Source organism: Edaphobacter aggregans DSM 19364 (genome assembly GCF_000745965.1).
Lineage (GTDB): Bacteria > Acidobacteriota > Terriglobia > Terriglobales > Acidobacteriaceae > Edaphobacter > Edaphobacter aggregans.
The window spans coordinates 47771-71992 of record NZ_KN050790.1; the positions used below are offsets into that span (position 1 = coordinate 47771).

Sequence of the window (24222 nt, forward strand, 5' to 3'; positions counted from 1 at the left end):
ATTAGCACCCCGCTCGTCAAATTGTGGCGTCCCCAAAATCCGCGAGAAGTCGCGGTCTCCACTAGATTCCCAAATTGTCGTTCACCGCGATCCCAATGTCTTGCTCCGACTCCAGATAACGTTCGGTGGTCTGGATCGAGGAGTGGCCGAGCAGGAACTTGATCTGCTCGAGATCGCCGCCATTCTTGCGGCAGAGCTTGGCGCAGGTACGGCGCAGGTCGTGGGCGCCGAAGTGTTCGATCCCGATTTGCTTCGATGACTGTTCAACTACCGACCAGACCGCCCAGTCGCTCAGGGTGTCGCGGTTAATCTTCCCGCTCTTCGAGATCGAACGCAGCAGCCGACCGTCTTCAATCCCCGCCGCGGTCATCGAGGCGTTGATGCCCTGCTTGACCCAGATGGGGATGGCACGGTTCGGATGCGCCGACCCTTGCCCTCAAGGTCGGCCAGGACCCAGCGCCCCTCCCTTTGTTGGATGGTTCGACGTCAAGCTCGGCCAGCTCGTTCCGTCTCAGGGCGCAGCCAACCAGAAGCGCCAGGATCACGTAGTCGCGTTTGCCCTTGAGCCGTAGAGCGGTCGGGGACGGCCAGCAGCTCTTTCGCCTGCTCCCGGGTCAGCCAATTGCCAAGCCGGGTTCCCTTCTGGCGGATGTTGGGGATGTCGTCAGGCTGGCCGCCTCCTCCGATCCGATCATCTTGTTCCGCCGGGCCTCGCCCACCAGCTTGCGCACAGCCGAGAGCCGGAGGTTGATCGTCGAAGGGGAAAGCGACTCCATGCCCGCCTCCACTCCATTATTAATAAGGAGCGGGAGAGAGGCCGGCTGGCATAGAAGGCGAAGAGGTCGTCGAGTGCCTTGGCGTAGTTGCCCCGGGTGTGGGGCGACAGCACCGCGTCCAGGACCAGCTGCGCAGCCGGGCCTGGGCCGGGGTGAGGGCGAGAGGCTCCGCTTCCCTGCTTTCAGGTGGCACAGGCACCAAAACGAGCTCGCTTGTCATGCAACGATTTTAAACCCTGACAATTGCCAGTTTCATTGGCAAAATACCTGATTATAAACAGCTTAGCTACTGTTAGAGCGCAATTCAGCCTAGCCACTCCGACACTGCTAACCCTTCAGAGCGACAGACCAGGTTCGTGTATCGCGTCGACGAGATCACAGCGTGGCAGTCCGAGGCTGTCCCGCCACGGTTCAGTCCCAGCCACGCTTGCGATTCTTGGTGTCAATTTGGCGCCAATTTGTGCCGACCGTACCGATTTGGCCGGTTATAGCGTCTCATAAGCTGTTTGTTTTAAATTGCTCAGCCGATTGACACTTCATGGCATGGAAGAAAGTCATCGCACACCGCACGAATGGCAAGTGCTGGGTGTGCTCAGTGACAATTCGGTTGCACGCAACATTAGAAAAGCATGTCTTTAGAGCGAAATTGTCCATCTTTTCAGGAACGCTCGTTCAGCCACTTGGCGATTTTTCAGTTGCTCGGCTTCAAAAGTTCTAGCCGTTTGTCATCAGTTTCAGGACAGGTTCCAACCCGAGAGTCACGATTTGCGGCTCTACGTTTTCAACCCCAAACCAACCCCAGCTACCAATGCTTGAAAAGTCTTTACGACTCCTTAGCACTCTTTAAAACTCCCAACCACACGCTACAACTCGTTTAAAATAGGTTACTTACATCACTCATAACCCAAAGGTCGTAGGTTCAAATCCTACCCACACAATCAATTAGGGGGTTAGGACCCAAAACCCCACCATAGCGTGGGGTTTTTACTTTGCACAGAAGTGGTATTGAGCGGGCGGTGAGCATCGTGGATTCTAGTACCACTCCCTCACGGGGGATTTGCGACTCGAATGTAATCAGGCCCTGCAAGCCGTGTTGGGCATTCGCACGACCTGCCCAACACTCGCGGCCCCTCTCTCGCTCATGGTGGGAGAGGGGTTATTTTTTTCTGTGCTGCAGCGAGAGCCCGAACAGTAGGTCAGCCACCAGATCGACCGTCTTTGCGACAAGTTCGACTCCTCCAGCCCGAAGATCCCGCCGCAACACTATCGTCGGCTATATCGCCTGGCTGAACGTCGAGTTTCAGGCAGGCGACTAGCCGAGTGGGCCATGGCTGGCGTTCAACGCTGCTGGCCCTGCCGTTTGGGAGCGAGCGAAACATCGGTTTATTCTGAACCGAAGAAATCGATGCATTCTCTGCCGAAGGCTATGGAGGCGCACGCTGCTCTGACTCAGGCGATCGCCGCCGTCGGGAGCGTGATGATCCCCGCCGCGGCGCTGAGGCACGCCAGCATTCAGCTGCACGAAGGACTGATGAAACCTGACCAAAACCTGACCAACGTCCGTATACATCTTGAATTCTACTGAACAAATTGAACAACTTGCGGCGTGCGTCTGTGCGGGCGGGAAGGGCTGTAAATCCATTTAAATCAATGAAAATACAGACAGTTAGTGTATTGTGAGCATTCGACTCTTAATCGACAGGTTGAAGGTTCGATTCCTTCCGCGTCCACCATCTATCCCATTTACAAATCAATAACTTCCACAGCGACAGCCTCGTGTGGAAGGGCATGCTCATACAGAGGTTTACGGTCAATTTCGGACACACTCTGGCACACTTTGGCACACTCCACCCCGACGAACCCCACTGGCAGCAGAGCCTAAGCGCCACGGTGATGTTCACCCGGGGCCTTTTCGTTCCACAGCAGTTTCGTCTATCATTCGCCCACTCAGGAAGAGCGAGCCTCCCAACCGTCAATTCGGCAATATTGGGTCTACACAGTCTGTTGGCTGACTCCGCACTTCTGGAGGCTGGGACGCCCAGCGCGGGGGGTCGACTAGTTTCGGCTCCCGTAACTGAACGAGCCGAGTCACAATGGCAAACAGGAAGCTTGCGGAGAGCCCGCACATCAGCACACCTGTAATGCTTTCCACCGGGCCCATCAGTCGCCATATTGGCTGGAGAGAAACATTTCCTGCGCCGACTGTGGCATAGTTACCCACCGAAAAATAGAAAGCCACTTCCCAGGTTGGAAAACATTTCCAGCGATAAAAGGACGCCCACAACAGAATTTCCAACATGTGTAAGCAGACGAGCAGACTTGTGAACCGCACCATGAGTACAAAGGACCGGAAAAGGCCGAGCTGGTGAACGCCCTGGGGAAACCGAACTTTTGTCCAGTGGATGAGACTGGACATGCCTACGCTCTGCAATATCACTGTGAGCGTCACCAGAAAAGTCGTTATGTAGGCTTGGTGTACGAAACTCATAGTCTGGTCAGTTGGTTAGGTAACCGGTCTAGTCTTTGTTCGCTTGCTTTATCGCGAAGTATTCCTTACCTGTTTTCCAAGCTTCCGCTCCAATCCACACCTATATATGCACTTCGGTGTCCAGACGTTTGTCGAATGCATAGGTCCGTAGTCGTACATTCCTCGAACACAGCAAGCATGAAACACACAATTCCTTTCCTTCCATACATCGAACCTGCACTAGCGTCTCATGCCTCGCAAAGAGTAGCTTGTGACATGTCACGGTACAGGCGATCCACAGCGCATGGGCTCTGAAGCGTCCATCGATGCTTACTGTGCCTTGATCAAAGCCGGGGCGGGAGTCGGTGTCAGCAGCTTTTCAATGGCGCGCTCCATCGTCGCGTTCATCGCGGATACAACCGCAGGCACATCGCGCTGGCTGACTGTTCCAACCTCGGAAACAGAGTTGGTCCACACGGTCGCACCTGTGGCAACCCTCACCATTTGGGTGGAGATTGCAACCCGGACTTTGACACCACCTTCGTAATCGATCTCCTCAAGCTCTTCGAGGCGTCCGCTAAGCACGTAATCCACGTCGAGGCGTCCGTCGTATAGCTTCACCTGGCTGAAGTTGCCGCTGGCGCGCAGGCGATCCGCTACGGCATTGGTCAGGAACTCACGCGGATCCACCGCCCAGCGATGGTAATTGTAAAAGCCGATCTGTTCCGGCGACGTCTTGTAGACAATGGCTCCCTGCCGCAGGTAGGTGGGTGATCGAAATTCGCGCACGGCCAAGGTTGCGTGAATATTTTCCGCCATAGGCGGGTCCGGTGGCGGCGGTGTGTGGAGCGTGTAGTAATTGGGATATTTCACTGCTCCTCCGCAGCCCGCCAGTACAATCAGGGCGGCAAGCGCAAAGCCAGCTGCGTTCAGATGCTTTTTCATGTCCACTCTCATTTTTGTTCTGTGACCTGCCGATCTTTCGGTTCCTTGATCCGAATCAGACTCCATGGGCGCTGCTTGAGCGAGTCAGTCAGCTGATCCAGGTTTTCAGTTGCCACGCGCAGATTTTCCACCGTGTCATCGATCTTGTAGTCGTTCGCACGTACCATGACCTGCATGTCCGCCAGCAATTGTTTCGCTTGCAGCAAAGTGCGCTGCAGTTCGGCCAGATCATTGCGGATTGGCTCCCGCATATCTGTAACAGTTCCATTCACATTCTGGACCGTGTTATCGGCATGTTGGCTGAGCGCGATCAATTGGTCGGAGATACGATCGATCTTCGGGCCTTCGGTCGCCAGCAATCCGTTGACATGATCCAGCGTGGCTTGAACCTTCCGTTGTGTGGGCGGGCCAGTCATAGTATTCAGATTGGCAAGAAGACCTCGTGCGTCTCCGGTGATACCTTGAAGCTCTCCCTGTGCTTGGGTGATGAGCGCGTTGGCACTGTCGGCGACAGCCGCCATCTTGCCGGCGATCTCATCCAGGCTGGCGGCCTCCTGTGATGGGATCGCCGACCCGGATGCAAGCCGCTTCGCGTCGTTGCTGCCGGTGGTGATCGACAGTGCTGCGCTGTTCATGATGCTCACCAAACCGAGCTTGGCCACAGACTTCTCGTTCAATGGAGTGCCTTGTTTTACTTGGAGCAGAATTTCTATCTTGGTGGGGTCTACCGCCCAAGGCCGAACGGCTTTCACTTCGCCGACTGTGATCCCACCAAAGAGCACAGAAGCTCCCGGTTCAAGTCCGCCGGCGTAACGCAGATAGGTTCGATAGGGAATCGTATCCCCACCGAACTGCGCATGCACAAGATAGATGACCGTGAATGCAAGGATCGAGAAACATCCCAGCACGAACGCCCCGACTTTTGCTTCCGTCGTCACTCGTTTGGCTCCTGACTCTGTAGATATTTTTCGAAGTAACCAGCTAACGCGGGCGTTTTCGCCGTATCCCCAGGAACACGATCGAGGAACTGCCGCACGCGTGGATTCTGGCTCGCTCTGATTTCGTCCCTGGTTCCAATCAAGGCAAACCTACCCTGATACAGCATTGCGATGCGATCTGCGATTCGGAACGCGCTCGCCATTTCGTGGGTGACGACAATGACCGTCATCTGGAAGACCTGTTTAAGCACAAGAATGAGTTCATCCAGTTCCGCCGCAACAATTGGATCCAGTCCCGCAGAGGGCTCATCGAGCACCAGAATCTCGGGATCGAGAGCAAGAGCGCGCGCGACTGCCGCCCGTTTCTTCATGCCACCAGACAATTCCTGCGGATGTAACTTGCCGAAGTCCGCCAGACCAACCGCGGCCAGCTTCATGCCCACGACCAACCGTACGATTGAAGGCGCGAGGCTGGTGTGTTCTCGCAGGGTTAGGGCGACGTTGTCCTCGATCGAAAGCGAATTGAACAAAGCTGCGCTTTGAAACGCCACGCCGAGAGAGAGGCGGACGGATTTCAGTTCAGCGGTTGAGCACCGGGTGATGTCGATTCCTTTCACCGAGACACTGCCTGACTTGGGGCGTTCCAGGGCAAGAATTTGACGCAAGAGTGTGCTCTTACCAGAACCGCTGCCGCCCAGCAGGACCATCGTCTCTCCATGCTCGATGTCGAGGCTGAGTCCATCCAATATCCGGCGTCCGTCGTATTCGACCACCAGGTCGCGAATCGAAATGATCGGCATTACGACTGCCCCGTGAAGTAGAAGATAGCGGTGAAGATGGCATCAGCCACGATCACAAGGAAAGTCGACTTCACTACCGCGCTGGTTGTGGAACGGCCTACCGCATCGGGCCCCCCGCGCACACGGAACCCTTCCAAGCAACCAACATGAGCGATGATGGTGGCAAAGGCTACGCTCTTGATGAGCCCGGTGATCACATCGCGGAGCACGATCGATTCCAACACAGATCGAAAGTAGAGTAGTGGCGCGAGTCGGGTGCTGAAGAACATAAACAATCCGCCTGCCACGATACCGAAAACACTGGACGCGATCGTGAGACAGGGAACCGCGATCAGCGCGGCCAGATACTTTGGCGCCATGACGAACTCGATGGGTTCGAGCGCCATCACCCGCAAAGAATCTAGTTCCTCGGTCACCTTCATGGTTCCAATCTCAGCCGCGAAAGAGGAGCCCGATCTTCCACTGACGGCAATGGCGGTGAGCAGTGGGCCGAGTTCACGCGTGAAGCCGACCGCCACCAAGTCGATCACATAGTGCAAAGCGCCGAACCGTCGTAGTTCAGACGCTCCTTGCATGGCGAGAATCAAGCCACTGCAAATCGCCATCAGCGAAACCATCGGCAGTGCGTCCACCCCAATCTGCAACATCTGGCGTACCGATGCTTTCCATCGGTAGGGATTCCCGACAAAAGGTAACGCGCTCCTGATGGCGCGCAGCGTGGCCCACAACTGAATGTTCAGACTTCCGACATACTCGAGTTGGGCAATGGTTTTTCTTCCAACTCCTTCGAGAACAGTTGCCATCAGGTCACCTTCGGCGTTGTGGAGGCACTTCTATGGCCATCGCTTTCGAATAGATCCAAGAGGCCCGTAACTTCGAACAGATGAAGCACCCGACCTTGCAGCCCCCTCAGGAACATCGTATTCTGGCGAGGGCGAGCGATCTTTAGTCCTTCGAGGAGAGTCGCAATGCCCGAGGCGTCAATGTAGGAAACCTCCGCCATATCGACGACGACGGTTTTTGACAATTGTCCTATCAGGACCGCCAGAAGCTGATCTCGGAAATCTGGCGAAGAGTCAATACTTAGGCGTCCCCGCAAGCGCATGAGCGTCGTCCCATCGCTCTCATTCAGGATGATCTCGAGATTGGTTTCACCGAGCATGTGGCTCTCAAGGGTATTGCTATGCATTCATCCCTTTCGACAGAGGCAGAACTGGTACGAAGCCGTTGACGCGAGCTCATGTTCGCTCTTGCACTCACGGTTCCACTTCAAGCCTCCGTTCCGTTCAAATGCCACATGCGGCACGCACGGGTGTTAGGCAGTCGTACTTTGAGGAAGCGGGTCCCTCCCGCACAGAATAGAAAGCAGATAATCGAAGCTGTCGCTGTTGAAGGCACCTTCACTGCCTCAACCACGAATATCCATCCAAGACGCGGTCTGGAGACGGCGTGAAGGCTGAAGTTTGCGCAAATGGCAGCCCGCTCCCACTTTAACTTTGGCACTGTTAACCAGCTGACACTTGCTGCGCACAGCTCTGGATGCCGCGGCGCCGGTTCCGTTTCAGCTTTGGACCATTCCCCGCTCTCCCGAAAGCTGGCTTTACGCGTAGCTCGACTGTCTATGGAGCGCATCAACGATTGAGTGACTGATTCGTGAACGACAGGGTGGGCCTCAGTGCCAACCCCCAGTCAGCGGTCTTGGCATTTGCTGAATTCTTGACACTTTGAAAGCTAGGTGCAAACGAGCACGTCCTATGAATTAGCGGCGCAAAGTAGTTGGAACAAAGCGCTTGGGTCTTGCGACCTCTTGTTCGCTCGGATTGGAGCGCTGAATGCTCCTGTGAAGATGACACACCCAGCCGGCACAACCGGCGTCGGATCTCGTCTACCGATTTTAGTTCTCGGAGCGAGGTCTTTTGCGAATCAACGAGGCTATCACAACATTGCGGCTGCAAGGAAGGAATTATGAATCGTAAACCTATACCGTCCAGGCAGACACCGATGACTTCTTTTCAGGTTGGGCATGGATTAGCTTTTCTAACTCTCCTGTTCTCGTTAAGCGGGGCATCGATAGGCCAGACTCAGAGCGACGCACAAAGTCCGGTCCCCGGGTCGGATATCCATGCCACGCAAATCCTGGGGTTTGAAGGTACGAAGCATAACGCCACCGGAGAGTTGAAAATCCAAGGTGGTGTGATGCAATTTCAGCACGATGGAAGTACGGCCGAACAGGTGAGCATAAGCTCTATTCAAAACATCTTTGTCGAGGATCAAGACAAGCAGGTAGGCGGCACGGCGATGAAGCTGGCCAAAACTGCAGCTCCCTATGGCGGAGGGCGGGTGGTGAGCCTCTTCGCACATAAGAAATACGACTTCCTCACAGTGGAATATCTTGATAACAACGGTGGTTTTCACGGTGCCATATTCCAACTGGAAAAAGGGCAGGGACAACCTTTCCAGAAGGCCCTTGTAGCCAACGGCGCGCACATCACGCCGCTGGCAGACCGAGCCACTACCCAAAGCACTCTTGAGGGCAAGAATGAAAACAAATAAAGGAGCTTCCCTTGCCGCAACTAAGACCGCGTTTAGCTTGTCCACCTTCTACCGGCCAAACAAGCACTGCGGACCGATTGCGGCTCTGATCCTGCTGCTCGGTGCGTTGCAGCTTCAGCTATTCGTCCCAACTGCGCTTGCGGAATCCTCCACAGGTGGAAAAAGCGGAGGCGCCCAGCCATGGAGCCTGCAGGTAGATCGAGTCGACCCTGGCGATGTCGGCCTTGATCCATCCTTCGGAGCCGCCATCTACGAGAATCTCCTGGAAGAGCTAGCCAAAACGGGGCAGTTCAAACAGTTGTTCCGTAGCGGGGATCGCAACGCGAACGATGTTCCTGGCCTGCTCATTCTGAAGACAACGGTTCAAAAATATACGCCGGGTAGCGAGACTCGACGGGCTGTCACCACCGTGAATGGAGCGACCAAATTGAACGTTCGCATTCAGTTGGTCACACGAGAGGGCCAAGTCGTGCAGGAGCATGTTGTCGATGGCAATGTCCGGTTCATCGGTGGCAACCTGCGAGCTACCCACAACCTGGCACACAATGTGGCAGCTACTTTGAAACGTTCAACCCTGCCGGCGCAGCCCGCCGCGCTCGCCGACCAGGAAACTGGAAATATGTCTAAGTAACCAGTGCGTGCGGTCGATTGCGATCCCCAGCCGGGCATCTCAATCGACTTAAACCAGGAGCAGTAAACGGGAACGCTGAGAGGTGACGTCATCGTAACGTTCAAGCTCAATTGCGGATTGGTCATTGCCCTGTGCCTGGGGGCGTCACTTGCTTGGGCCGATTCTTTGGAACTGAAGAACGGCAGCCTGATCAAGGGCAAGTTCATGGGTGGCACGGAGAGTGAGATCAACTTCCAGGTCGGCTCGTCGGTGCAGAAGTACAACCTCGCTGACATCGTTTCTCTCAAGTTTGATTCCGAATTGGCAACACGTGACCTGCCGAAACCGTCGACGAGTTCGCTTCCTAGCGAACCGCAGCCCGCAGAGCATGCTGGCATAAAGACCCCGGCGTACGTCACCATCCCGGCAGGAACGCGTGTCTCTGTGCGCACCATCGATGCAATCGACTCCACGCAGAACCACGTAGGCGACCGCTTCGAGGCTTCCCTCGAAGAACCGCTGCGGGTAGACGGCAAGGAGATCGTCTCCAGGGATGCCGCCGTCTATGGCCGGCTGGCGGAATCGAAGGAGTCCGGAACATTCACCGGGAGATCGCAGCTACGACTGGAACTAACGGCGCTTGTGGTCAATGGGCAGACGGTGCCGGTCGTGACGGGAGAATATGAATTGACCGGCAAGTCGCGCGGGGCGAGCACTGCAAAGAGAACAGTCGGCGGAGCGGCGGTGGGATCGATCATCGGCGCCGTCGCCGGCGGCGGCAAAGGAGCGGCGATCGGCGCGGGCGTCGGCGCGGGCGCGGGCGCCGGGTCCGAAATAATCACCAAGGGAGACCAAGTGAAGGTGCCGTCCGAGTCCCTGATCGAGTTCACGCTTCAGCAGGATGTGTCGATACCGACCCGCCGGAATTAGTAAACGAGAGGAACCCTCGACGGGAATGTAGCGCTGCAACTTTTGGTGGCCGCGAGATCAGCAGCTAGAGCGGAAACGCCCAGAATTCGGCTTTATCGCCGAAGTAAAGGAACGGACGGATTCCGAGACACGCCATAGGAGCGTTGCAACGAGCTAACGACCAGATCGGGCCGGTCCAACTGTATCCAGTGGCCGCTCCTTTCCGCGATGACGTGCTCGCCTATTCTGGAGAGTGAAACCAGCTTGCGATGCTCCCTTAACTCCGACTCAGTTGCATTCTCGGCAGAAATCACGATCAGCGAAAGATGACCCAGCGAGGCGTAAGTGACTTCATTCATGCAAAGAGTGAGTCCAGAAAGATAGTGTGCCAGGGTCTCGAAACTTTGCGGGCGCGACCAATGCATGCGTACCGTAGGTAAAAGTTCGCTCGGCATCTTGCTGATCTCGGCAGTGATGCGCGAGATGATGCTCTCTCCGCTGCCACCTGCCATGCGTGCGATCCATTTCGGTAGCGTCCTCGCTCCTGCCGACAGCAACATCAGAGAAAAACGAACCACACCTACTCGTGCCAGCCAGGCACCGCGTCTTGAAAGCCTGGCACCAATTGCCAATCGCTCCTTGCCTTCGGGGAGCAATGTGCGCCAATGCTCACAATCAATTGGATCCAGCAGCAGGAGCCCGACGACACGATCGGGATTTCGATAACAGTACGCAAGAGCAATCAAACTACCGAAGGAATGTGCAACCAGAATGAGCGGTCCGGCGATCTGAAGAGCGTCAATCATCTTCTCTAATTCGGAGACTAAATTGTCGATCGTGCGCGGGGTGCGTGCAGCCTCGCTCCACCCGAAACCTGCGCGGTCATAACTGATCACGCGGGTTAACTGCGCTAACTCCGATTGCACTGCTCTCCAATTCAGCGAAGAAGCTGCGATGCCTGATTCCAAGATGATCGTGGGCTCGCCTTCTCCTTGCGAATATGCATGCAGGTGGGCACCCGTCACGGGAACAAGCCTACCCGGCGGAGGATAGCGTCGTCGATCAATCGCTGAACCTATTGCTTGAAATAGTGCCCCAATAAGCAACACGACGAGGGGCACCGCGACCACCCAAAGTAGGACGCTCACTGTCACTCCTGTTCTATGGCATGCAGTATCAATAGCTCCACTTCCTGCCAAACGTCAGGATCATTGTCCATTTTTAGGTGGTCAGTGCGAAACGCCTTCTTGTACCAGGGAAGTCTGCGCATCTGCACGTCGCTATTTCGATAGTCGATTCGGCGGTTGAAGAGGATGGCGGTGCGATTCGGATCCGTTGCGCGGATATTCTTTGCGCCGCCGATCAGCCGTCCGGTGTCCTGATAGAAGTTCGCAGCCGCTGTTACGTTTGCTGGAATCATTTCATCTCCGCGCCCCACACTGTCAATCTGAACAGTCAGCAGCACTGGCACAGCGAGTTCGTTCAGCTGTCGTGCGAACTTTACGACTGCAGCACCGCCGAAGCTCTGCCCGTAAAGAATAAGGCGGACAGAGCTACGCTCGAAACGGTCCAACTCGCCATTGCCGTCGCAATCCAGGCTGTGCTTGACAAACTTCAATGCCAGCCCGCGCTTAAGGTTCTCTACTGTTTCAACGTGAACTCCGTTCAGTTCAGCTTTGCGCAGCTTGGCGGCAAGGCGGCCTACGCCGACATCCTCATCCTGCCAAGAGTCGCGCCCCCCCATGAACCCGAGGATGAGAGTGTCTTCTCGGCGTAGTGGAGTAGGTGTTTGGATGTCAGAGTAACGCTGGCCGCGCCTTACGCAACCAGATAGTTCAAATAACGCAAATAGGAGCACAAACGGGGCGAGCATGCTTGATCGGGGCTTGCGAGTGAAGCCAATCACGGGAGTACCTGCCCGTCGAGTATTCTATGCTTTGGCTTTTCAACTCGCTCAGGAACGGCCCGCTTCTATTCCAAGAAGAGTGCTACGCCGTATAGCTTCGCCCCAAAAACCCTCATAAAGAAGACCAGCATTGACTACTGTGACCTGCTCATGGAAAACGATCTTCTCTGACCTATTTCTTGATCGCATCCTGCTGAACCTGCGGTCTCTCTGGCCACGCGTGCTTCGGATAGCGGCGCATCAGTTCTCGCCGGACCTGCGGGTAGAGGTGCTCCCAGAATCCAGCAAGGTCCGTGGTCATTTGCACCGCGCGATGATTCGGCGCAAGAAGATGGACGACGAGCGGCGTCTTATCGGGACCGATCCGCGGCGTCTCCTTCATTCCGAAGAAGTCTTGCAGGCGGGATGAAATCCACGGTGGTCTTCCCTGCTCGTAGTGAACCTTCGTCTGACGTCCATTTTTCAGGCGAATGCTGAGAGGCGCAATTTCATTGAGCAATCTGGCGTTCAGCTTTTGCTCGACGAGTGGGATGAGATTCTTAGCGGCGTCTCTCAATTCGCTGAAGCTTTGGAGGCCGAGGCACAGTTCACGGAGTGCCTTGAGGAGGTCCGGTGGCTCGAATCCGGCGAAGGCCAATCGCGCCAGAAAATATTCGAGAGTCCCTTTTTCTACAAAGTTTTCTATGCCTACCTCGAGTGCTTTCACAGCTAATAGGTCAGCAGCTTCGGTCTCCGGTGCGATGCTACGGGTCTCTTCGATAACCAGTCTGTCATAGAGCAGAGTGCTTACTCTTTCTACACGCTCCGTGATGCGATTCCAGGCTACGGTCGACCTTTCCTCCATTCGATCGGGGAAGAGATCGAGCAGCCACTCCGGCTCGATTCTCGCGGTCATGCGGATGAGGGGCAAGGGATTTTCCTGGCGATCCTCTGCATCTAGGGCGACCATGAATTCGTAGGGAGGCGGGTCACCGGCCACCTCTGCCGAGATGCCTGTCGACAGCAGGAGCTGATTGCCCGTTCGCCGACGAGCTACACGGTCCGGAAAACCTGTCAATACGGACAGCAGCAGTGCCTCGTCGTCATGGCGGGTCTGCCGTGGCGGTCGAGCTATCCTCAGCAGTTGCCTGGTGTGCTGAAGTAAACGATGAACCTGCGGCAGATCCATGGCCTCAAGCAGATCGTTTTTATCGCTGCGGAATCCCGAGCCGAGGATTGCCGCTACCAGACATCCATCCTCTCCGACGTCTCGGTCCAACGCCTCTACGAGGATGCGGGACAAGCGTGGAGGCAGAGGAAAAGGTGCGAGGCGTTGCTCCATACCGCCGTTGGCTCCGATGCGATCGAGCAGCACCTCAGCGCTCCTAACGGCATCGGCCGGTGGAGCGCTCAGCCAATCGACGTCATTGAGATGTGCTATCTTCATCGCCCGGATGCTGAGTAAAAGCTGCGAGAGATCCGCGCGTGCGATCTCGGGCGTATCGTGCTCCGGTCGGAGCAAATAGTCTTCTTCGGAATAGAGGCGCATCACGCGGCCGGGTCCGGTGCGCCCCGCTCTTCCAGCTCGTTGTGTTGCGGACGCTTTGCTGACCCGGCCGACCTGCAGCGTCGGAAGTCCGGTCCAGGGCGAGTAGGTTGCGATACGCGCAAGACCGCTGTCGATGACCGCGGTCACTCCTTCGACAGTCACAGAGCTTTCAGCAACATTCGTCGCAAGGATAAGTTTTCTTTCCGCGGACGGCAGCACAGCGCGATCCTGCTCGACGGGTGAAAGATCCCCATGGAGAGGCAGGATAAGCAGACCAGTTCGGCGAGCGATCGTCTCACACTCGCGCATGGTGCGACGGATCTCGGCGGTGCCGGGAAGGAAGGTCAGGATGTTGCCGGCGTGGCGCTCGCTGTTCAGCAGTTCTACGGCTCTTCTTACCTGAATGTGGAGGGGTTCTGAGCAGTAAGGCAGGTGCCGGATTGACAGGTCGAACAGTCGTCCCTCGGAGCGAAGGATAGGGCAGTCTCCGAGGTATCGCGCTATCGGCGCGGCATCGAGCGTGGCAGACATCACGATAATGCGTAATTCGGGCCGGGTGCGCTGGAGGCGCTTCAAGAGAGCCAATGCGAGATCGCTCTCGAGGTGGCGCTCGTGGAATTCGTCGAGCACAATCGCATCTATGCCCTTGAGCGATGGGTCCGACAGGAGACGACGAGTGAGGATGCCCTCAGTGACAAATCGCAGACGCGTGCGCGGTCCAATCTTCTCCTCGAAACGGACTTGGTAGCCGACCGTTCCGCCAACTTCCTCGTTCAGTTCCCAGGCGACTCTTCGTGCCGCGAGGCGTGCCGCGATTCTGCGTGGCTCGAGCACGATAACTTCGCCGCTGACGAGAGCGAGAAGTGCCGGTGGAACACGGGTAGTCTTTCCCGCTCCCGGCGGCGCTTCGACAACGAGGTTGGGCGCGCGCTGCAGGGATGTAAGAAGTTCCGGCAGAATCGTGTCCACCGGAAGTGCTGGCTTTCGGCTCACTAGGTCGATCGGAACACAGCTTTTCAAGCTTCGTCAATGTGGTTCCCTAGGCAACGATGGTTCAGCTCAGGCAGTCCGGAGAAACGCGAAGATTCATGACACTCTCCACTTGGTCGAAAGCATGGCAAGCTTTTCGTTCATGCTGGGCTGCGATGGCGACTGATGTCCTGACTGCTTCGGCCGCTGGTTGTTCTGAGCGGATCCCATGAGAGCCTTCATGGAGAGAGCGATGCGTTTAGTTTTGACATCAGCGCTGAGGACCTTAACCTTGACGATCTGGCCTGCCTTGACGGCCTCCGAGGGTTCCTTGATGTAGCGGTTCGAGAGTTCGCTGATGTGGACGAGACCGTCCTGATGCACGCCGATGTCGACAAACGCTCCGAATTTGGTGACATTGGTGACGACGCCCTCAAGGACCATTCCCGGCTGTACGTCGGTGAACTCGCGGACAGACTCGGAGAAGCTTGGGGCAATAAACTGGTCCCGCGGATCGCGGCCGGGTTTCCGGAGTTCCTCGAGAATGTCCGTGACAGTGAAACTACCAGCGGAGAGCTGTGTTGCGTCGATCCTGGTGAGCAACTGCGGACTCTGAATGAGCACGTCGATGGGCGTGTTGAGTGATTGGGCGATCTGTTCGACCACCGAGTAAGACTCGGGGTGGACGGCAGTGCCGTCAAGTGGGTTGTCCCCATCACGGATGCGAAGGAAGCCGGCGGCCTGTTCGAAGGTCTTGGCGCCTATGCCGGGAACCTTGTTGAGCTGCGAGCGGGAGCGGAATCTTCCGTGCTCATCGCGGTAGGCAACGATGTTCAGCGCGGTGCGCTCGGTAATGCCGGCGACGTAACGCAGCAACGTCCATGACGAGGTATTGAGGTCGACGCCGACACGGTTGACGCAGCTCTCGATCACAGTCTCAAGGGACTGCTGGAGCTGACGTTGATCTACGTCGTGTTGATATTGACCGACACCGATGGATTTGGGATCGACCTTGACCAGCTCGGAGAGTGGGTCCTGAAGACGGCGCGCGATGGAGATAGCGCCGCGGACAGTGAGGTCCAGGTCGGGAAACTCCTGACGAGCGATATCGGAGGCGGAGTAGACACTGGCTCCGGACTCGGACACAGTAACCAGGAAGAGGTTGTTGAGCTGACGCTCGCGGAGGAACTCGCGGACGAAGGCGTCGGTCTCGCGAGAGGCTGTTCCGTTGCCGATGGCGATAGCGCGGACATTGTGCTTCGCGATCAAAGTGGCGAGGATATCGCTTGCGCCGGAGGCTGCACTCTTGGAGGTGTGGAGGTAGAGGACATCATTGGCGAGGAACTTGCCGGTCTCGTCGACGACCGCGATCTTGCAGCCGGTGCGCAGTCCAGGATCGATCCCGAGAACGGAGATGGGCCCCGCAGGCGCGGCCAGTAGAACGTTCTCGAGGTTATCGCGAAAGACCTGAATGGCGGCGGCGTCAGACCGCTTCTTGAGTTCGAGGCGAATCTCGCCCTGGATCGATGGGTTCAGGAGGCGTTTCCATGAGTCGTCGATGGCGAGTTCGAGGTGTGGCGTCCAGTCACCTGTCCCGCGAAGGATGCGCGCACGGAGCAACGAGGTGGCGCGCAAAGGCTCGAGTTCGATGAGGAAGTAGAGGACGGACTCGGTCTCGCCTCGGCGGATGGCAAGCATCCTGTGGGATGGGATACTCTTCACTGGCTCGCGGTAGTCGTAGTACATTTTGAACTTTTCCTGCTCGTCGACCGCGTCGACGGTCTTCTTACTGACGATGATGCCCTCATCGAACATGACCTGGCGTAAGGCCTTGCGGAGGTCGGCGTTCTCGCTGATGGTCTCGGCCACGATGTGGCGGGCGCCTTCGAGGGCGTCCTCGGCGGTAGCTACTTCTCTTTCTTCATTGATGAACGTGGCTGCGTATTCGGCGATGGGCTGGTCGGTAGGCTGCTGCGCCCAGAGATAGTCGGCCAGGGGCTCGAGGCCGCGGTCGCGCGCGATCGTGGCCTTGGTCCGGCGCTTGGGGCGGTAGGGTAGATAGAGGTCTTCGAGCTCGGACTTGTCGAAAGTAGCCTCGATGCGGGCCTTGAGTTCGTCATTGAGCTTGCCCTGCTCGAGGATGGAGGCAAGGATGGTCTCGCGGCGGCTGACGAGGTCTCGAAAGTAGCCAAGCTTCTCTTCGATGTCGCGGATCTGAACCTCGTCGAGGTTGCCGGTGGCCTCCTTGCGATAGCGTGCAATGAAAGGGACGGTGCCGCCTTCGTTGAGCAGTTCGATGACAGCAGCAAGGGAGTGGAGAGGAAGGTTAAGAGACTGGGCGATGTGAAGAAGGATTTCGGGGGAGAGTTTCTTTGCGTCGGCCATAGGTTACTCTTCGTATCGTAGCGGCAAAGAATCTGGAAAACGTGCCAAGTCGAGTTTGTCTCCGGGGAACGGGCTCGTGCCTTATGTCCCTGCTTCTCTGCCACCTGACAGGCGGAAGCTAGACCTCGCCTCGCTCCAACCTATCCTTGCCGAGGCCAATCAGGCGGTAGGAGGCCAGAGGGTTGACCTCCTCTCCCCGACCTGAATCACTTCTTTTACTGGACAGGTTGAAGGGTCGATTCCTTCCGGGTCCACATCTTACCTCAATAAACTGAGCAACTTATAGGGTCGATGGAGAGTCACTCCTTGCCCTACGAGTCTCGAGTGGTTGTTCTGATGGATGTTAGCTAATGGGCGAGGCAGCGGCTGTTGGTACAAATAGGTCTCTGTAATTGAGGTGGTGTGCTAGTTCGACAGCTTCGCTGCCTGGCGCTTGAAGTCCTCGGCCTTGGCGACGTTCCCCTGGCGCTGATAGACGTCAGCCAGCGCAAGGTACAGCTCTGAACTCGGCGGCTGGAATTGCATCTCGTACTCGAGAATCTTCGCGGCCTTTGGATAGTCCCCTACCTGCGCGTTCGCCTGCGACAGCTGGATCGCCGTCTGCTGACTGACTTCGTGCGTCATCTCCACCTTGCCTGAGAGCGCGGCGATCTCCCTGGAGCGGCCGCTCTGCGCCAGAAGGTCCACCAGCCGCGTGAGCGCGGGAACGTACTGCGGGTCATCGGCGATCGCGCGCTCGAACCAGGCAATCGCTCCGTCGCTCGATCCCTGTGAGGCTGCACTCAGTCCGCGCTTGTAGTCGTCGATCGCATTGCCGCGGCGGCTGTCGCCGGTGGCCGCGTAGGCTGTCCAGAGCTCTGTCGTCTCCGCGTCGGTGGCGATGCGGAAGTTCAGGTTGGCGTAGGCCTTCTGTTGCGTGGTCTCGTCAGTGGCCGTGATAACCACACGATAGTTCCCAACGCCGAGGCCCTCGGTCGACAGCGTCTTCCCCGTCAGGAGAGTGCCTGACGCATCGAAGTCCGCCGCATCGATCTCCTCGTCCTGCTGGTATGTCTTCTGGCCGGTCTGCATGGTTCCGTAGACGTAGTGGACTTTGACTTTGTGTCCCTGGCGTGTCGCCGGGTCAGAGGGCTTGCTCCATATCTGGAAGACCAGGCGCAGCGGCTCGCCCGGATGCAGGGATGTCTGCGTTACGCCTCTGGGAGCGAAGCGCAGTCCGGAGACGCTGAAGGGCAGCAAGCCGCCGGGATCGTGCAGCGGAGGCTGCGGCGAGAAGACCAGCACCTTGCTTAGTCCCCATGTCACCTGCGCCGGGTCAGGTACCGTGATCTCATAGCGCTGACGAACCGCAAGGTGGTTGAGATCGTTGGTCAGGGTCGCGACGAGGTGATACTCGCCCGGGGCCACCGGAACGCGACTCTCCGCGCCAAAGCGCTTGCTTCGCGCCGCGGCTGCCTGGCTTTCATTCACTGCCCCGGTCAGCGTCTCGTTCTGGACATAGACCGGCTTGTCATCCTTGGTCAGGACCGAGGTCTGCAGTGTCAGGGAGTAGCCGGTTCGCTTATCCGGCAGCAGGCCGACGATTCCCTGCTCGGGCCGGCCGTAGGAGAACAGATAGTGCACCGTCATCCGGCCGGCGCTGTCGCGAAACACGATCGGCTGCAGCACGGCCGTGTTTGCGCCCAGAAAGATGCTCGTCGTCACGCGCTCATTCGAGCGGCGCGCAGCCAGCATCTCCCTCGTCAGGGGATTGTCGGGCAGACCCTTGATGGTGCTGAGCAGCACATCCGACTGCATGCTCGGGCTGTAGTCGCTCAGGTCGACCGGCTCGGTGGGAATCAGCGAGATCGCTGTTCGAGCCACCTCGTTTCCCAGAGAGCGCTTGAGGATATCGAGGTTATTCTTCTGGACGTTCTTGCCCTCAAGCCCGGTCACCAGCCGCGACGGGCCGTCCTGATAGGGCGAATAAAGCGTGTAGTCCTCGCCGATGCTGCGCTTGTAGAACACGATGTAGAAGTGCGTGGGCAGCGCCGGATTCGGCGCCTGATAGAACCATATCTGCAGCGGCCGGACGTTGCGCGACTCCGGATAGTTTGCCTTCTGCTTCGGCTCGCCCAGCACGATGTAGATGTGACCGCGGTCGGTGCGCCAGCCATCCTGTGCGCCGATGTTGCCGTAGTTCTGGTTGGCATAGGTCAGGCGGCGGTAGTGCTCTTCCTTGTAATCGTTGATGTCGGATCCGGGAGTCTGATTGCGCGCCTCCCAGAAGAGCTTGATGAAGTTCTCCCGCTCCGCATCGCTCGTCAGAGTGAGAAATTGCTTTCGCTCCTCGCTCTCGATGATGTAGTTGACCTCTTCGTTGACCCAGTGCCGGTAGCGCGGCGCAAGGTTCTTCGTCGGATCGACCGCGTGCAGCGGCAAAGTCGCAGACAGCAGCAGAAGGAACGAGAGCAGCAGACGGGGCCGTAACGAGAGCAGAGGCAAGGGAGATGCTCCTCCAAAAGAAACGGGAGAGGGTGCTCGCCACCCTCCCCCGGAAGTTTAAGTCACTGTCAGTTCAGAACTCAAACCGCACCGAACCGCGCGCATAGAACGGCGTCTGGAACGAAGTCGGCCGGTTGTAGTCCGCGTTGAGAGGTGGAGGCGCACCGACAGCCGACGACGACGTCTGCGTGTACTGAACCCGACCCAACTGGAATTGGCTGTTCGTCACGTTGAACATGTCGATCGCCAGCTTCAGGCGGTACTTCTCCCAGCGCGACCCGAGCGGTACGTTGTAGTCACCGTGCAGATCCAGTTGCATGGTGGACGGTGTGCGGCCCGCAGCACCACGCCCTCCGACTGGAATCTCACCCTGATTGAGGTAGATCGGGTGATCGCCGAGGATGCTTAGCGGGACACCTGACTGACCGCGCCATCCGGCACCGAGAGTCAGGCCGCGCGCTCCGTGTATGAGCGGACTGTCAGAGCCGACGTTGTAGCTCAGGAACAGGTTACCGACCGTACGACGATCCGTGCTGAGCATGCCGGGGGCGAACTGGTCACCGAGCAGGTTGAGCTTGCCGGAACTGAAATCGAACAGAGAGCTGATTCCGGGATCAGACTGCCCGTTGTCGTTGCGGTACGCGCCCTCGAAGTTGCCAAAGAGCGTGCCCCAGCGGAAGTTGATCTTGGCCAGCCAATGGTTGCTGAACCGCTTGTCCAGTTCGAACTCGGCCGCCTGGTAACGGCGAACCGGGTTCACGAAACCATCAGGGATGCCATCGCCAGGAGTGGCATCCATCGTAGTCGGATTCAGGAAGCAGGCTCCGCCTACTGGCTGATTGAAACTATTGATGAAAGGTCCGCCTACGGAAAAGAAGGTGTCATTATCTGGCGTGCAACCCGGTACAACCGGAACGTACTGGGCGGCTGTCGGGCTGCCGCTTGGATTCTTCGCCAGGAACTGCGCCTGCGTGTAGGGCAGTTCCTGCTCATTCACCGCAATGTCGGTACCCTTATTCGGGTTGGCAATACCGCCAGCATTGTTCGGAGTAATCATCGATCCTTCCGGCGAATAAGCCGTAATGTCCTCGATAATCCTGGGAAGACGACGGTCGGTGTAGCGTGCCTTGAAGACGATCGATGGAGTGAGCTCGCGCTCAAAGCCAATCACATACTCATCCTCATACTCTTGCTTCGTTCCAGGGAGAATGCCCACGCCGGTCGAAGAAGAAAAGTTCGGACCACCGAATCTTTGGAGGCCCCCACTCGCGGTTGTCGATCGCGGCAGACCATTCAGATTGTGCGCGGCATCGGGAATAATAGTATAGGATCCATCGGCGTTGATGATCGGGGCAAAAACATAGCTCGTGTCGTCCTGCTCGTTGCCAAGCTGACGAATCGCCGCATCCAGAGGCATCCCCCAGTAGTTGCGGCCAAAGTTGAAGAACAGCTTGCTCCTGTGGTCGCCCATCGGGTCGATATTGATGCCAACGCGCGGCGACCAGCTCCCCGTGAAGGCGTAGTCCAGCAAAGTGCCGCCGACCCGCTGCTCCTCCCACCGGACGCCAGCGTTGATGGTGATGAAACGGTTCATCTGGTAGACGTCGTTTCCATATACGGTGTGGTAGCGGCCGGTCGCAAGCACAAACGGTTCCGAATAGGTGCCTCGATCCATGGAGGCATAAACCTGCTGACCGAACCTATTGATGGGACATTGTGTGCAAGTACGGTCCGTCTGCGTGAGTGCTGAATTTATGTTCGTTGCCTGAACCCTGAACGTCGCATTTGTCAATGCGCCAACCGCACGGGCCGGAATTTGAGGATAGAGCGAGGTTAGCGTCTGGCCAGCCGCATTTTGATTCGGGATCGGGAACGACGGCCCAGACCGTGTATTAAAAAGGTCGACGAAGTTCGTATGATCGTACGCATATCCTACCGAGACCGTGTGCTGACCATAGAATCCGAACGTCTTGGACGTATTGACCGCGATGCTGTAAGTGTAATTCTTCGAAGGCTCGTAACCGCCGAGCCCGGATCTAATGGCCGCGACCGGGTTCGCGAGCGAGTTGCCACTCGCATCTGTGATGCTGTAGTCGTTCGATGCGGGCTTCTCATCGAAGTGGTTGTAGTTGTACGACCAGGAGGCATCGACCAGCCACGTGGGCGTAATCGAGGTCGTTACACGGGCAAGCGAGTTCCACGAGCCAAACTGCCAGGAACTCGCCGTCGTCTGAGGAAAGAAGGAGGAGAGAGCACTATTCCCCACCGCAAGCGGTTGCGCATTGTGCTTCGAAGGATCACCGAAGCTCGCCAGCTCAAAGGTAGTCGACGAGCGGAACTTATAGGTCAGCTTCCCCGCCCAACTCAGCGTCGTCGTGCTGTAGTCGAGCGCGCCAAGAGCGACGCTCGGCGCTGGAGCATTCGGATGGGCCTGCAGCTTGTCCTGCCGCAGCGAAGGGTTGAACGCGCCGAAGAAGAACAGCTTGTCCTTTAATCCAGGAATATAACCTCCCAACTCCGCCACCGCGTCGTATTGCGGGCTGGAGAGGAACGAAGGCGGAGTCAGCTGCTGATAGCCGAACTGGTAGTACTGGTAACGGCTCGCATACCACGATCCCGGCCCGAAGTAAGCCGCCACAGCGCCGTGATACTGATTGCCGCCGGACTTCGTGACGATCTGCACGATTCCGCCGGTCGCCTTGCCATACTGCGGCTCGAAGGCGGTCGTCTTGACGTCGACCTCCTTGACAAAGGCCAGGTTGATTCCCGATCCCAGCGAGCCATGAAAACGGTTGTAGGTGCCGATGCTTCCGAACGCCTGATCCGTGATAGTCACGCCGTCCACGACGTAAAGATTCTCAAGCCCCGACGAGCCGCCAATCGACGGATTCGCCGCACCTGGCCCATTCTGGTAAGCCGTTCCCGCAACCTGCCCCGCAGCAACGCCGGGCGCCGCGTAGAAGATCGCAGAGACGTTTCGCGGCATCGGAACGCTGTTGTAGAACGTGTCCGTCAGGTTCGAGGTGATCGCGGTGCTCTGGGTGTCGATCGACACCGCCGCCGCCGTCACCTCGACCGTCTGCCCGACATTGCCGACCTGCATCGTCAGGTTCAATGTCGACGATGCGTTCACCACGACCTCATTGTGCTTCGACTGAAGCGTCATGAAGCCTTCTTTTGTGACGGTGATGTCGTAGTAGCCCGGGACCAGGTTGGTCGCGGCATATCGGCCATTCGAGTCGGTTGTGAGCGTACGGTCACCCTGCGGTCCATGCAGAGTCACGGTGGTATCGGGGATCACCGCCCCAGTCGTATCGCTCACGATTCCATTCAGACCGCCAGTGATCGACCCCTGCTGTTGAGCGAAGGCACAAAACGTCCCTAGCAGAAGCATAAGAACAACATGCGGTAGGCGTTGCAGAAGTTGTTTCATTCTCTTCACCCCGTAGTAGTGGCTGAGCGGAAAATCCTGACCTCAATACTGTCGGGGTGATCGTTCGTTCCACCGGCAGGGAGGTACAGGTGGGCCTGAATAGCAACTCACTTAGGCAATACGCAATTCACACGCCAAAATTTCGGGAACTACACTGTTTGTGCTATCTGTATGAGTACAAAACCAAATGCTGCGAGTTTCGAAAGACGAGCAGCGGAATGAAATCTTAACGCCATATGAAAATTGGGATGAACCGCATAATACGAGGATGATTTGCCGTAAAAGGCTCTCCATACTCACCTCTAGGGCGATTTGTGGCAAGGAAGAGCGTCGATAGTGATGCTTTGAAGCAGTTCGTCCCTGTCAGAACTCCATTCGTCCCAAAAACGATTTGCTAAAAATTGTAGAGTGCAGATTCAGGGTCACGGACACGCCGTGCCAGAGGCTACCCTCACCTATCGCTATCTTGTCATCTCTCCAAATATGAAATAAAAGAACTGCCGCGAATTGGCGCGGATGAGGAGCCAGGCATCAGGACCGGTTGAAATGTCACCCCGGCGCAGGGAATGCCAGGCATGCCACATCCAGAAACCCCGCAGCATGCTTCAGGTTTCCAAGACAACGAGTACTTCGACCACGCCCCCGGCTAACGCTCCTCGCGAAGGACCCTGGCGCATCTACGGCATTTGCCTTAGCGATACTATCCTCAAGAAGGTCTACTCTGCGAGCGCCGCGCGAGAGCTCGGAATCAATCTCTAGTACGAGGCACACCCGAACCATGCGACATCTGCACCTTCCGCTTGCACTGGCCGCGCTCGTGGTCGTAGCGCATGCCCAGCCCTCGCCGCCTCCGGCAACTTTCACTGCACTCGAAGCCAAGAAGGATGTCGACCTCAACACCGATCCGAACTCCGCATTCTGGAAGCCGGCACAGCCCGTCTTCATCACCGGCGACACGATGGGCAAGCCGGTTCCCCCGTATCGCACCGAGGTTCGTGCGCGCTGGACCAAAGACAATCTCTACCTGCTCTACATCTCTCCCTACAACGAGCTGAACCTGAAGCCAGATCCCGACACTGTGAATGAAACGAACCGGCTATGGAACTGGGACGTCGCCGAGGCCTTCATTGGCTCCGACTTCCAGAACATCCGCCAGTACAAGGAGTTCGAACTCTCCCCGCAGAGCGAATGGGTCGACCTCAACATCGACCTCGACAAAAAAGGAGATCGCGACGCCATCAAGTGGGATTCAGGCTTCAAGGTCAGCGCCCGCATCGATGCCGATAAGAAGATCTGGTACGGGGTGATGCGCATCCCCTTCACCTCCATCGACACGCGGCCGCCGGCCCCCGGCCAGACACTCCGGATCGGACTCTTCCGCTGTGCCGGCCCGACATCTGCGCGCCTTATCCTCTCCTGGCAGCCCACCATGGCGATGACCTTCCACTCACCAGAGCATTTCGGAACCCTCGTCCTCGCGGCTCCCGCCAGGCGCAAGTAAGATCGAGGCGAGAGGCAC

19 protein-coding genes are annotated in these 24222 nt (G+C 57.3%); 5 read left to right on the forward strand and 14 right to left on the reverse strand.

The window, feature by feature from the left end:
- Positions 1–61: 61 nt before the first annotated feature.
- Together Q363_RS45180 and Q363_RS45185 are read right to left on the reverse strand one after the other, a co-directional pair.
- Positions 62–370, reverse strand: a complete 309-nt coding sequence (locus Q363_RS45180; protein WP_035359469.1) for a site-specific integrase — start codon at positions 368–370, stop codon at positions 62–64.
- Between the two features lie 244 nt (positions 371–614).
- Complete coding sequence (locus Q363_RS45185; protein WP_245632660.1) at positions 615–776, reverse strand: hypothetical protein; 162 nt, start codon at positions 774–776, stop codon at positions 615–617.
- Between the two features lie 1405 nt (positions 777–2181).
- Here Q363_RS45185 and Q363_RS34110 point away from each other — a divergent pair.
- Positions 2182–2361, forward strand: coding sequence for a hypothetical protein (locus Q363_RS34110; RefSeq protein WP_035359470.1), 180 nt, complete (start codon positions 2182–2184; stop codon positions 2359–2361).
- 387 nt (positions 2362–2748) lie between these two features.
- Here Q363_RS34110 and Q363_RS47395 read toward each other — a convergent pair whose 3' ends face one another.
- From Q363_RS47395 to Q363_RS34140, 6 genes are all read right to left on the reverse strand, one after another.
- On the reverse strand, positions 2749–3264 hold the full coding sequence (locus Q363_RS47395; protein ID WP_051979732.1) for an ion channel: 516 nt from the start codon (positions 3262–3264) through the stop codon (positions 2749–2751).
- 309 nt (positions 3265–3573) lie between these two features.
- The gene (locus tag Q363_RS34120; RefSeq protein WP_169747246.1) at positions 3574–4188 is read right to left on the reverse strand and encodes an ABC-type transport auxiliary lipoprotein family protein; all 615 of its coding nucleotides are present in this window, start codon (positions 4186–4188) and stop codon (positions 3574–3576) included.
- Positions 4189–4196: 8 nt separating this feature from the next.
- Positions 4197–5126: an MlaD family protein gene (locus Q363_RS34125; protein ID WP_035359473.1), complete on the reverse strand. Its 930-nt coding sequence runs from the start codon at positions 5124–5126 to the stop codon at positions 4197–4199.
- Positions 5123–5926 (reverse strand): ABC transporter ATP-binding protein, encoded by an 804-nt coding sequence (locus Q363_RS34130; RefSeq protein ID WP_035359475.1) that lies wholly within the window; start codon positions 5924–5926, stop codon positions 5123–5125. The genes Q363_RS34125 and Q363_RS34130 overlap by 4 nt, the downstream gene beginning before the upstream one ends.
- Positions 5926–6654, reverse strand: a complete 729-nt coding sequence (locus Q363_RS34135) for an MlaE family ABC transporter permease (protein WP_169747247.1) — start codon at positions 6652–6654, stop codon at positions 5926–5928. The genes Q363_RS34130 and Q363_RS34135 overlap by 1 nt, the downstream gene beginning before the upstream one ends.
- A gap of 74 nt (positions 6655–6728) precedes the next feature.
- Complete coding sequence (locus tag Q363_RS34140) at positions 6729–7115, reverse strand: STAS domain-containing protein (RefSeq protein ID WP_084081039.1); 387 nt, start codon at positions 7113–7115, stop codon at positions 6729–6731.
- Between the two features lie 776 nt (positions 7116–7891).
- Here Q363_RS34140 and Q363_RS34145 point away from each other — a divergent pair.
- The 3 genes from Q363_RS34145 to Q363_RS41840 all read left to right on the forward strand — a co-directional run bounded on the left by Q363_RS34145 (position 7892) and on the right by Q363_RS41840 (position 10019).
- A complete protein-coding gene (locus tag Q363_RS34145) occupies positions 7892–8479 on the forward strand; it encodes a hypothetical protein (protein ID WP_035359480.1) in 588 nt (195 codons plus the stop codon).
- Positions 8466–9110, forward strand: a complete 645-nt coding sequence (locus tag Q363_RS34150; protein WP_157468232.1) for a hypothetical protein — start codon at positions 8466–8468, stop codon at positions 9108–9110. Before Q363_RS34145 ends, Q363_RS34150 begins: the two co-directional genes overlap by 14 nt.
- A 165-nt stretch (positions 9111–9275) precedes the next feature.
- Positions 9276–10019 (forward strand): hypothetical protein, encoded by a 744-nt coding sequence (locus Q363_RS41840; RefSeq protein ID WP_051979733.1) that lies wholly within the window; start codon positions 9276–9278, stop codon positions 10017–10019.
- Between the two features lie 92 nt (positions 10020–10111).
- Here the strand turns inward: Q363_RS41840 and Q363_RS39855 are convergent, their stop codons facing one another.
- From Q363_RS39855 to Q363_RS34185, 6 genes are all read right to left on the reverse strand, one after another.
- Entirely contained in the window at positions 10112–11146 is a 1035-nt protein-coding gene (locus Q363_RS39855) for an alpha/beta fold hydrolase (RefSeq protein ID WP_169747248.1), read from the reverse strand.
- A 2-nt stretch (positions 11147–11148) separates the two neighbouring features.
- Positions 11149–11871 carry a hypothetical protein gene (locus Q363_RS34165; protein ID WP_211256492.1) on the reverse strand — a complete coding sequence of 241 codons (723 nt, stop codon included), beginning with the start codon at positions 11869–11871 and terminating at the stop codon, positions 11149–11151.
- Positions 11872–12076: 205 nt separating this feature from the next.
- Complete coding sequence (gene hrpB / locus Q363_RS34170; RefSeq protein WP_035359627.1) at positions 12077–14425, reverse strand: ATP-dependent helicase HrpB; 2349 nt, start codon at positions 14423–14425, stop codon at positions 12077–12079.
- Positions 14426–14518: 93 nt separating this feature from the next.
- Positions 14519–16786 (reverse strand): Tex family protein, encoded by a 2268-nt coding sequence (locus tag Q363_RS34175; protein WP_035359489.1) that lies wholly within the window; start codon positions 16784–16786, stop codon positions 14519–14521.
- A 405-nt stretch (positions 16787–17191) separates the two neighbouring features.
- The gene (locus tag Q363_RS37315; RefSeq protein WP_051979734.1) at positions 17192–19270 is read right to left on the reverse strand and encodes a GWxTD domain-containing protein; all 2079 of its coding nucleotides are present in this window, start codon (positions 19268–19270) and stop codon (positions 17192–17194) included.
- A 73-nt stretch (positions 19271–19343) separates the two neighbouring features.
- Entirely contained in the window at positions 19344–22703 is a 3360-nt protein-coding gene (locus tag Q363_RS34185) for a TonB-dependent receptor (RefSeq protein ID WP_035359491.1), read from the reverse strand.
- 778 nt (positions 22704–23481) lie between these two features.
- Here Q363_RS34185 and Q363_RS34190 point away from each other — a divergent pair.
- Positions 23482–24204 carry a carbohydrate-binding family 9-like protein gene (locus Q363_RS34190; RefSeq protein ID WP_157468238.1) on the forward strand — a complete coding sequence of 241 codons (723 nt, stop codon included), beginning with the start codon at positions 23482–23484 and terminating at the stop codon, positions 24202–24204.
- Positions 24205–24222: the final 18 nt, after the last annotated feature.

What these genes read in the sequence shown, in the direction of transcription:
- Q363_RS34140 (WP_084081039.1), bottom strand. Translation starts at nt 7,115, where the DNA reads ATGCATAGCAATACCCTTGAGAGCCACATGCTCGGTGAAACCAATCTC.
- Q363_RS34185 (WP_035359491.1), bottom strand. Translation starts at nt 22,703, where the DNA reads ATGAAACAACTTCTGCAACGCCTACCGCATGTTGTTCTTATGCTTCTG.
- Q363_RS34190 (WP_157468238.1), top strand. Translation starts at nt 23,482, where the DNA reads ATGCGACATCTGCACCTTCCGCTTGCACTGGCCGCGCTCGTGGTCGTA.
- Q363_RS47395 (WP_051979732.1), bottom strand. Translation starts at nt 3,264, where the DNA reads ATGAGTTTCGTACACCAAGCCTACATAACGACTTTTCTGGTGACGCTC.
- Q363_RS45180 (WP_035359469.1), bottom strand. Translation starts at nt 370, where the DNA reads ATGACCGCGGCGGGGATTGAAGACGGTCGGCTGCTGCGTTCGATCTCG.
- Q363_RS34145 (WP_035359480.1), top strand. Translation starts at nt 7,892, where the DNA reads ATGAATCGTAAACCTATACCGTCCAGGCAGACACCGATGACTTCTTTT.
- Q363_RS34175 (WP_035359489.1), bottom strand. Translation starts at nt 16,786, where the DNA reads ATGGCCGACGCAAAGAAACTCTCCCCCGAAATCCTTCTTCACATCGCC.
- Q363_RS34130 (WP_035359475.1), bottom strand. Translation starts at nt 5,926, where the DNA reads ATGCCGATCATTTCGATTCGCGACCTGGTGGTCGAATACGACGGACGC.
- Q363_RS34150 (WP_157468232.1), top strand. Translation starts at nt 8,466, where the DNA reads ATGAAAACAAATAAAGGAGCTTCCCTTGCCGCAACTAAGACCGCGTTT.
- Q363_RS34110 (WP_035359470.1), top strand. Translation starts at nt 2,182, where the DNA reads ATGCATTCTCTGCCGAAGGCTATGGAGGCGCACGCTGCTCTGACTCAG.
- Q363_RS34120 (WP_169747246.1), bottom strand. Translation starts at nt 4,188, where the DNA reads ATGAAAAAGCATCTGAACGCAGCTGGCTTTGCGCTTGCCGCCCTGATT.
- Q363_RS34165 (WP_211256492.1), bottom strand. Translation starts at nt 11,871, where the DNA reads ATGCTCGCCCCGTTTGTGCTCCTATTTGCGTTATTTGAACTATCTGGT.
- Q363_RS45185 (WP_245632660.1), bottom strand. Translation starts at nt 776, where the DNA reads ATGGAGTCGCTTTCCCCTTCGACGATCAACCTCCGGCTCTCGGCTGTG.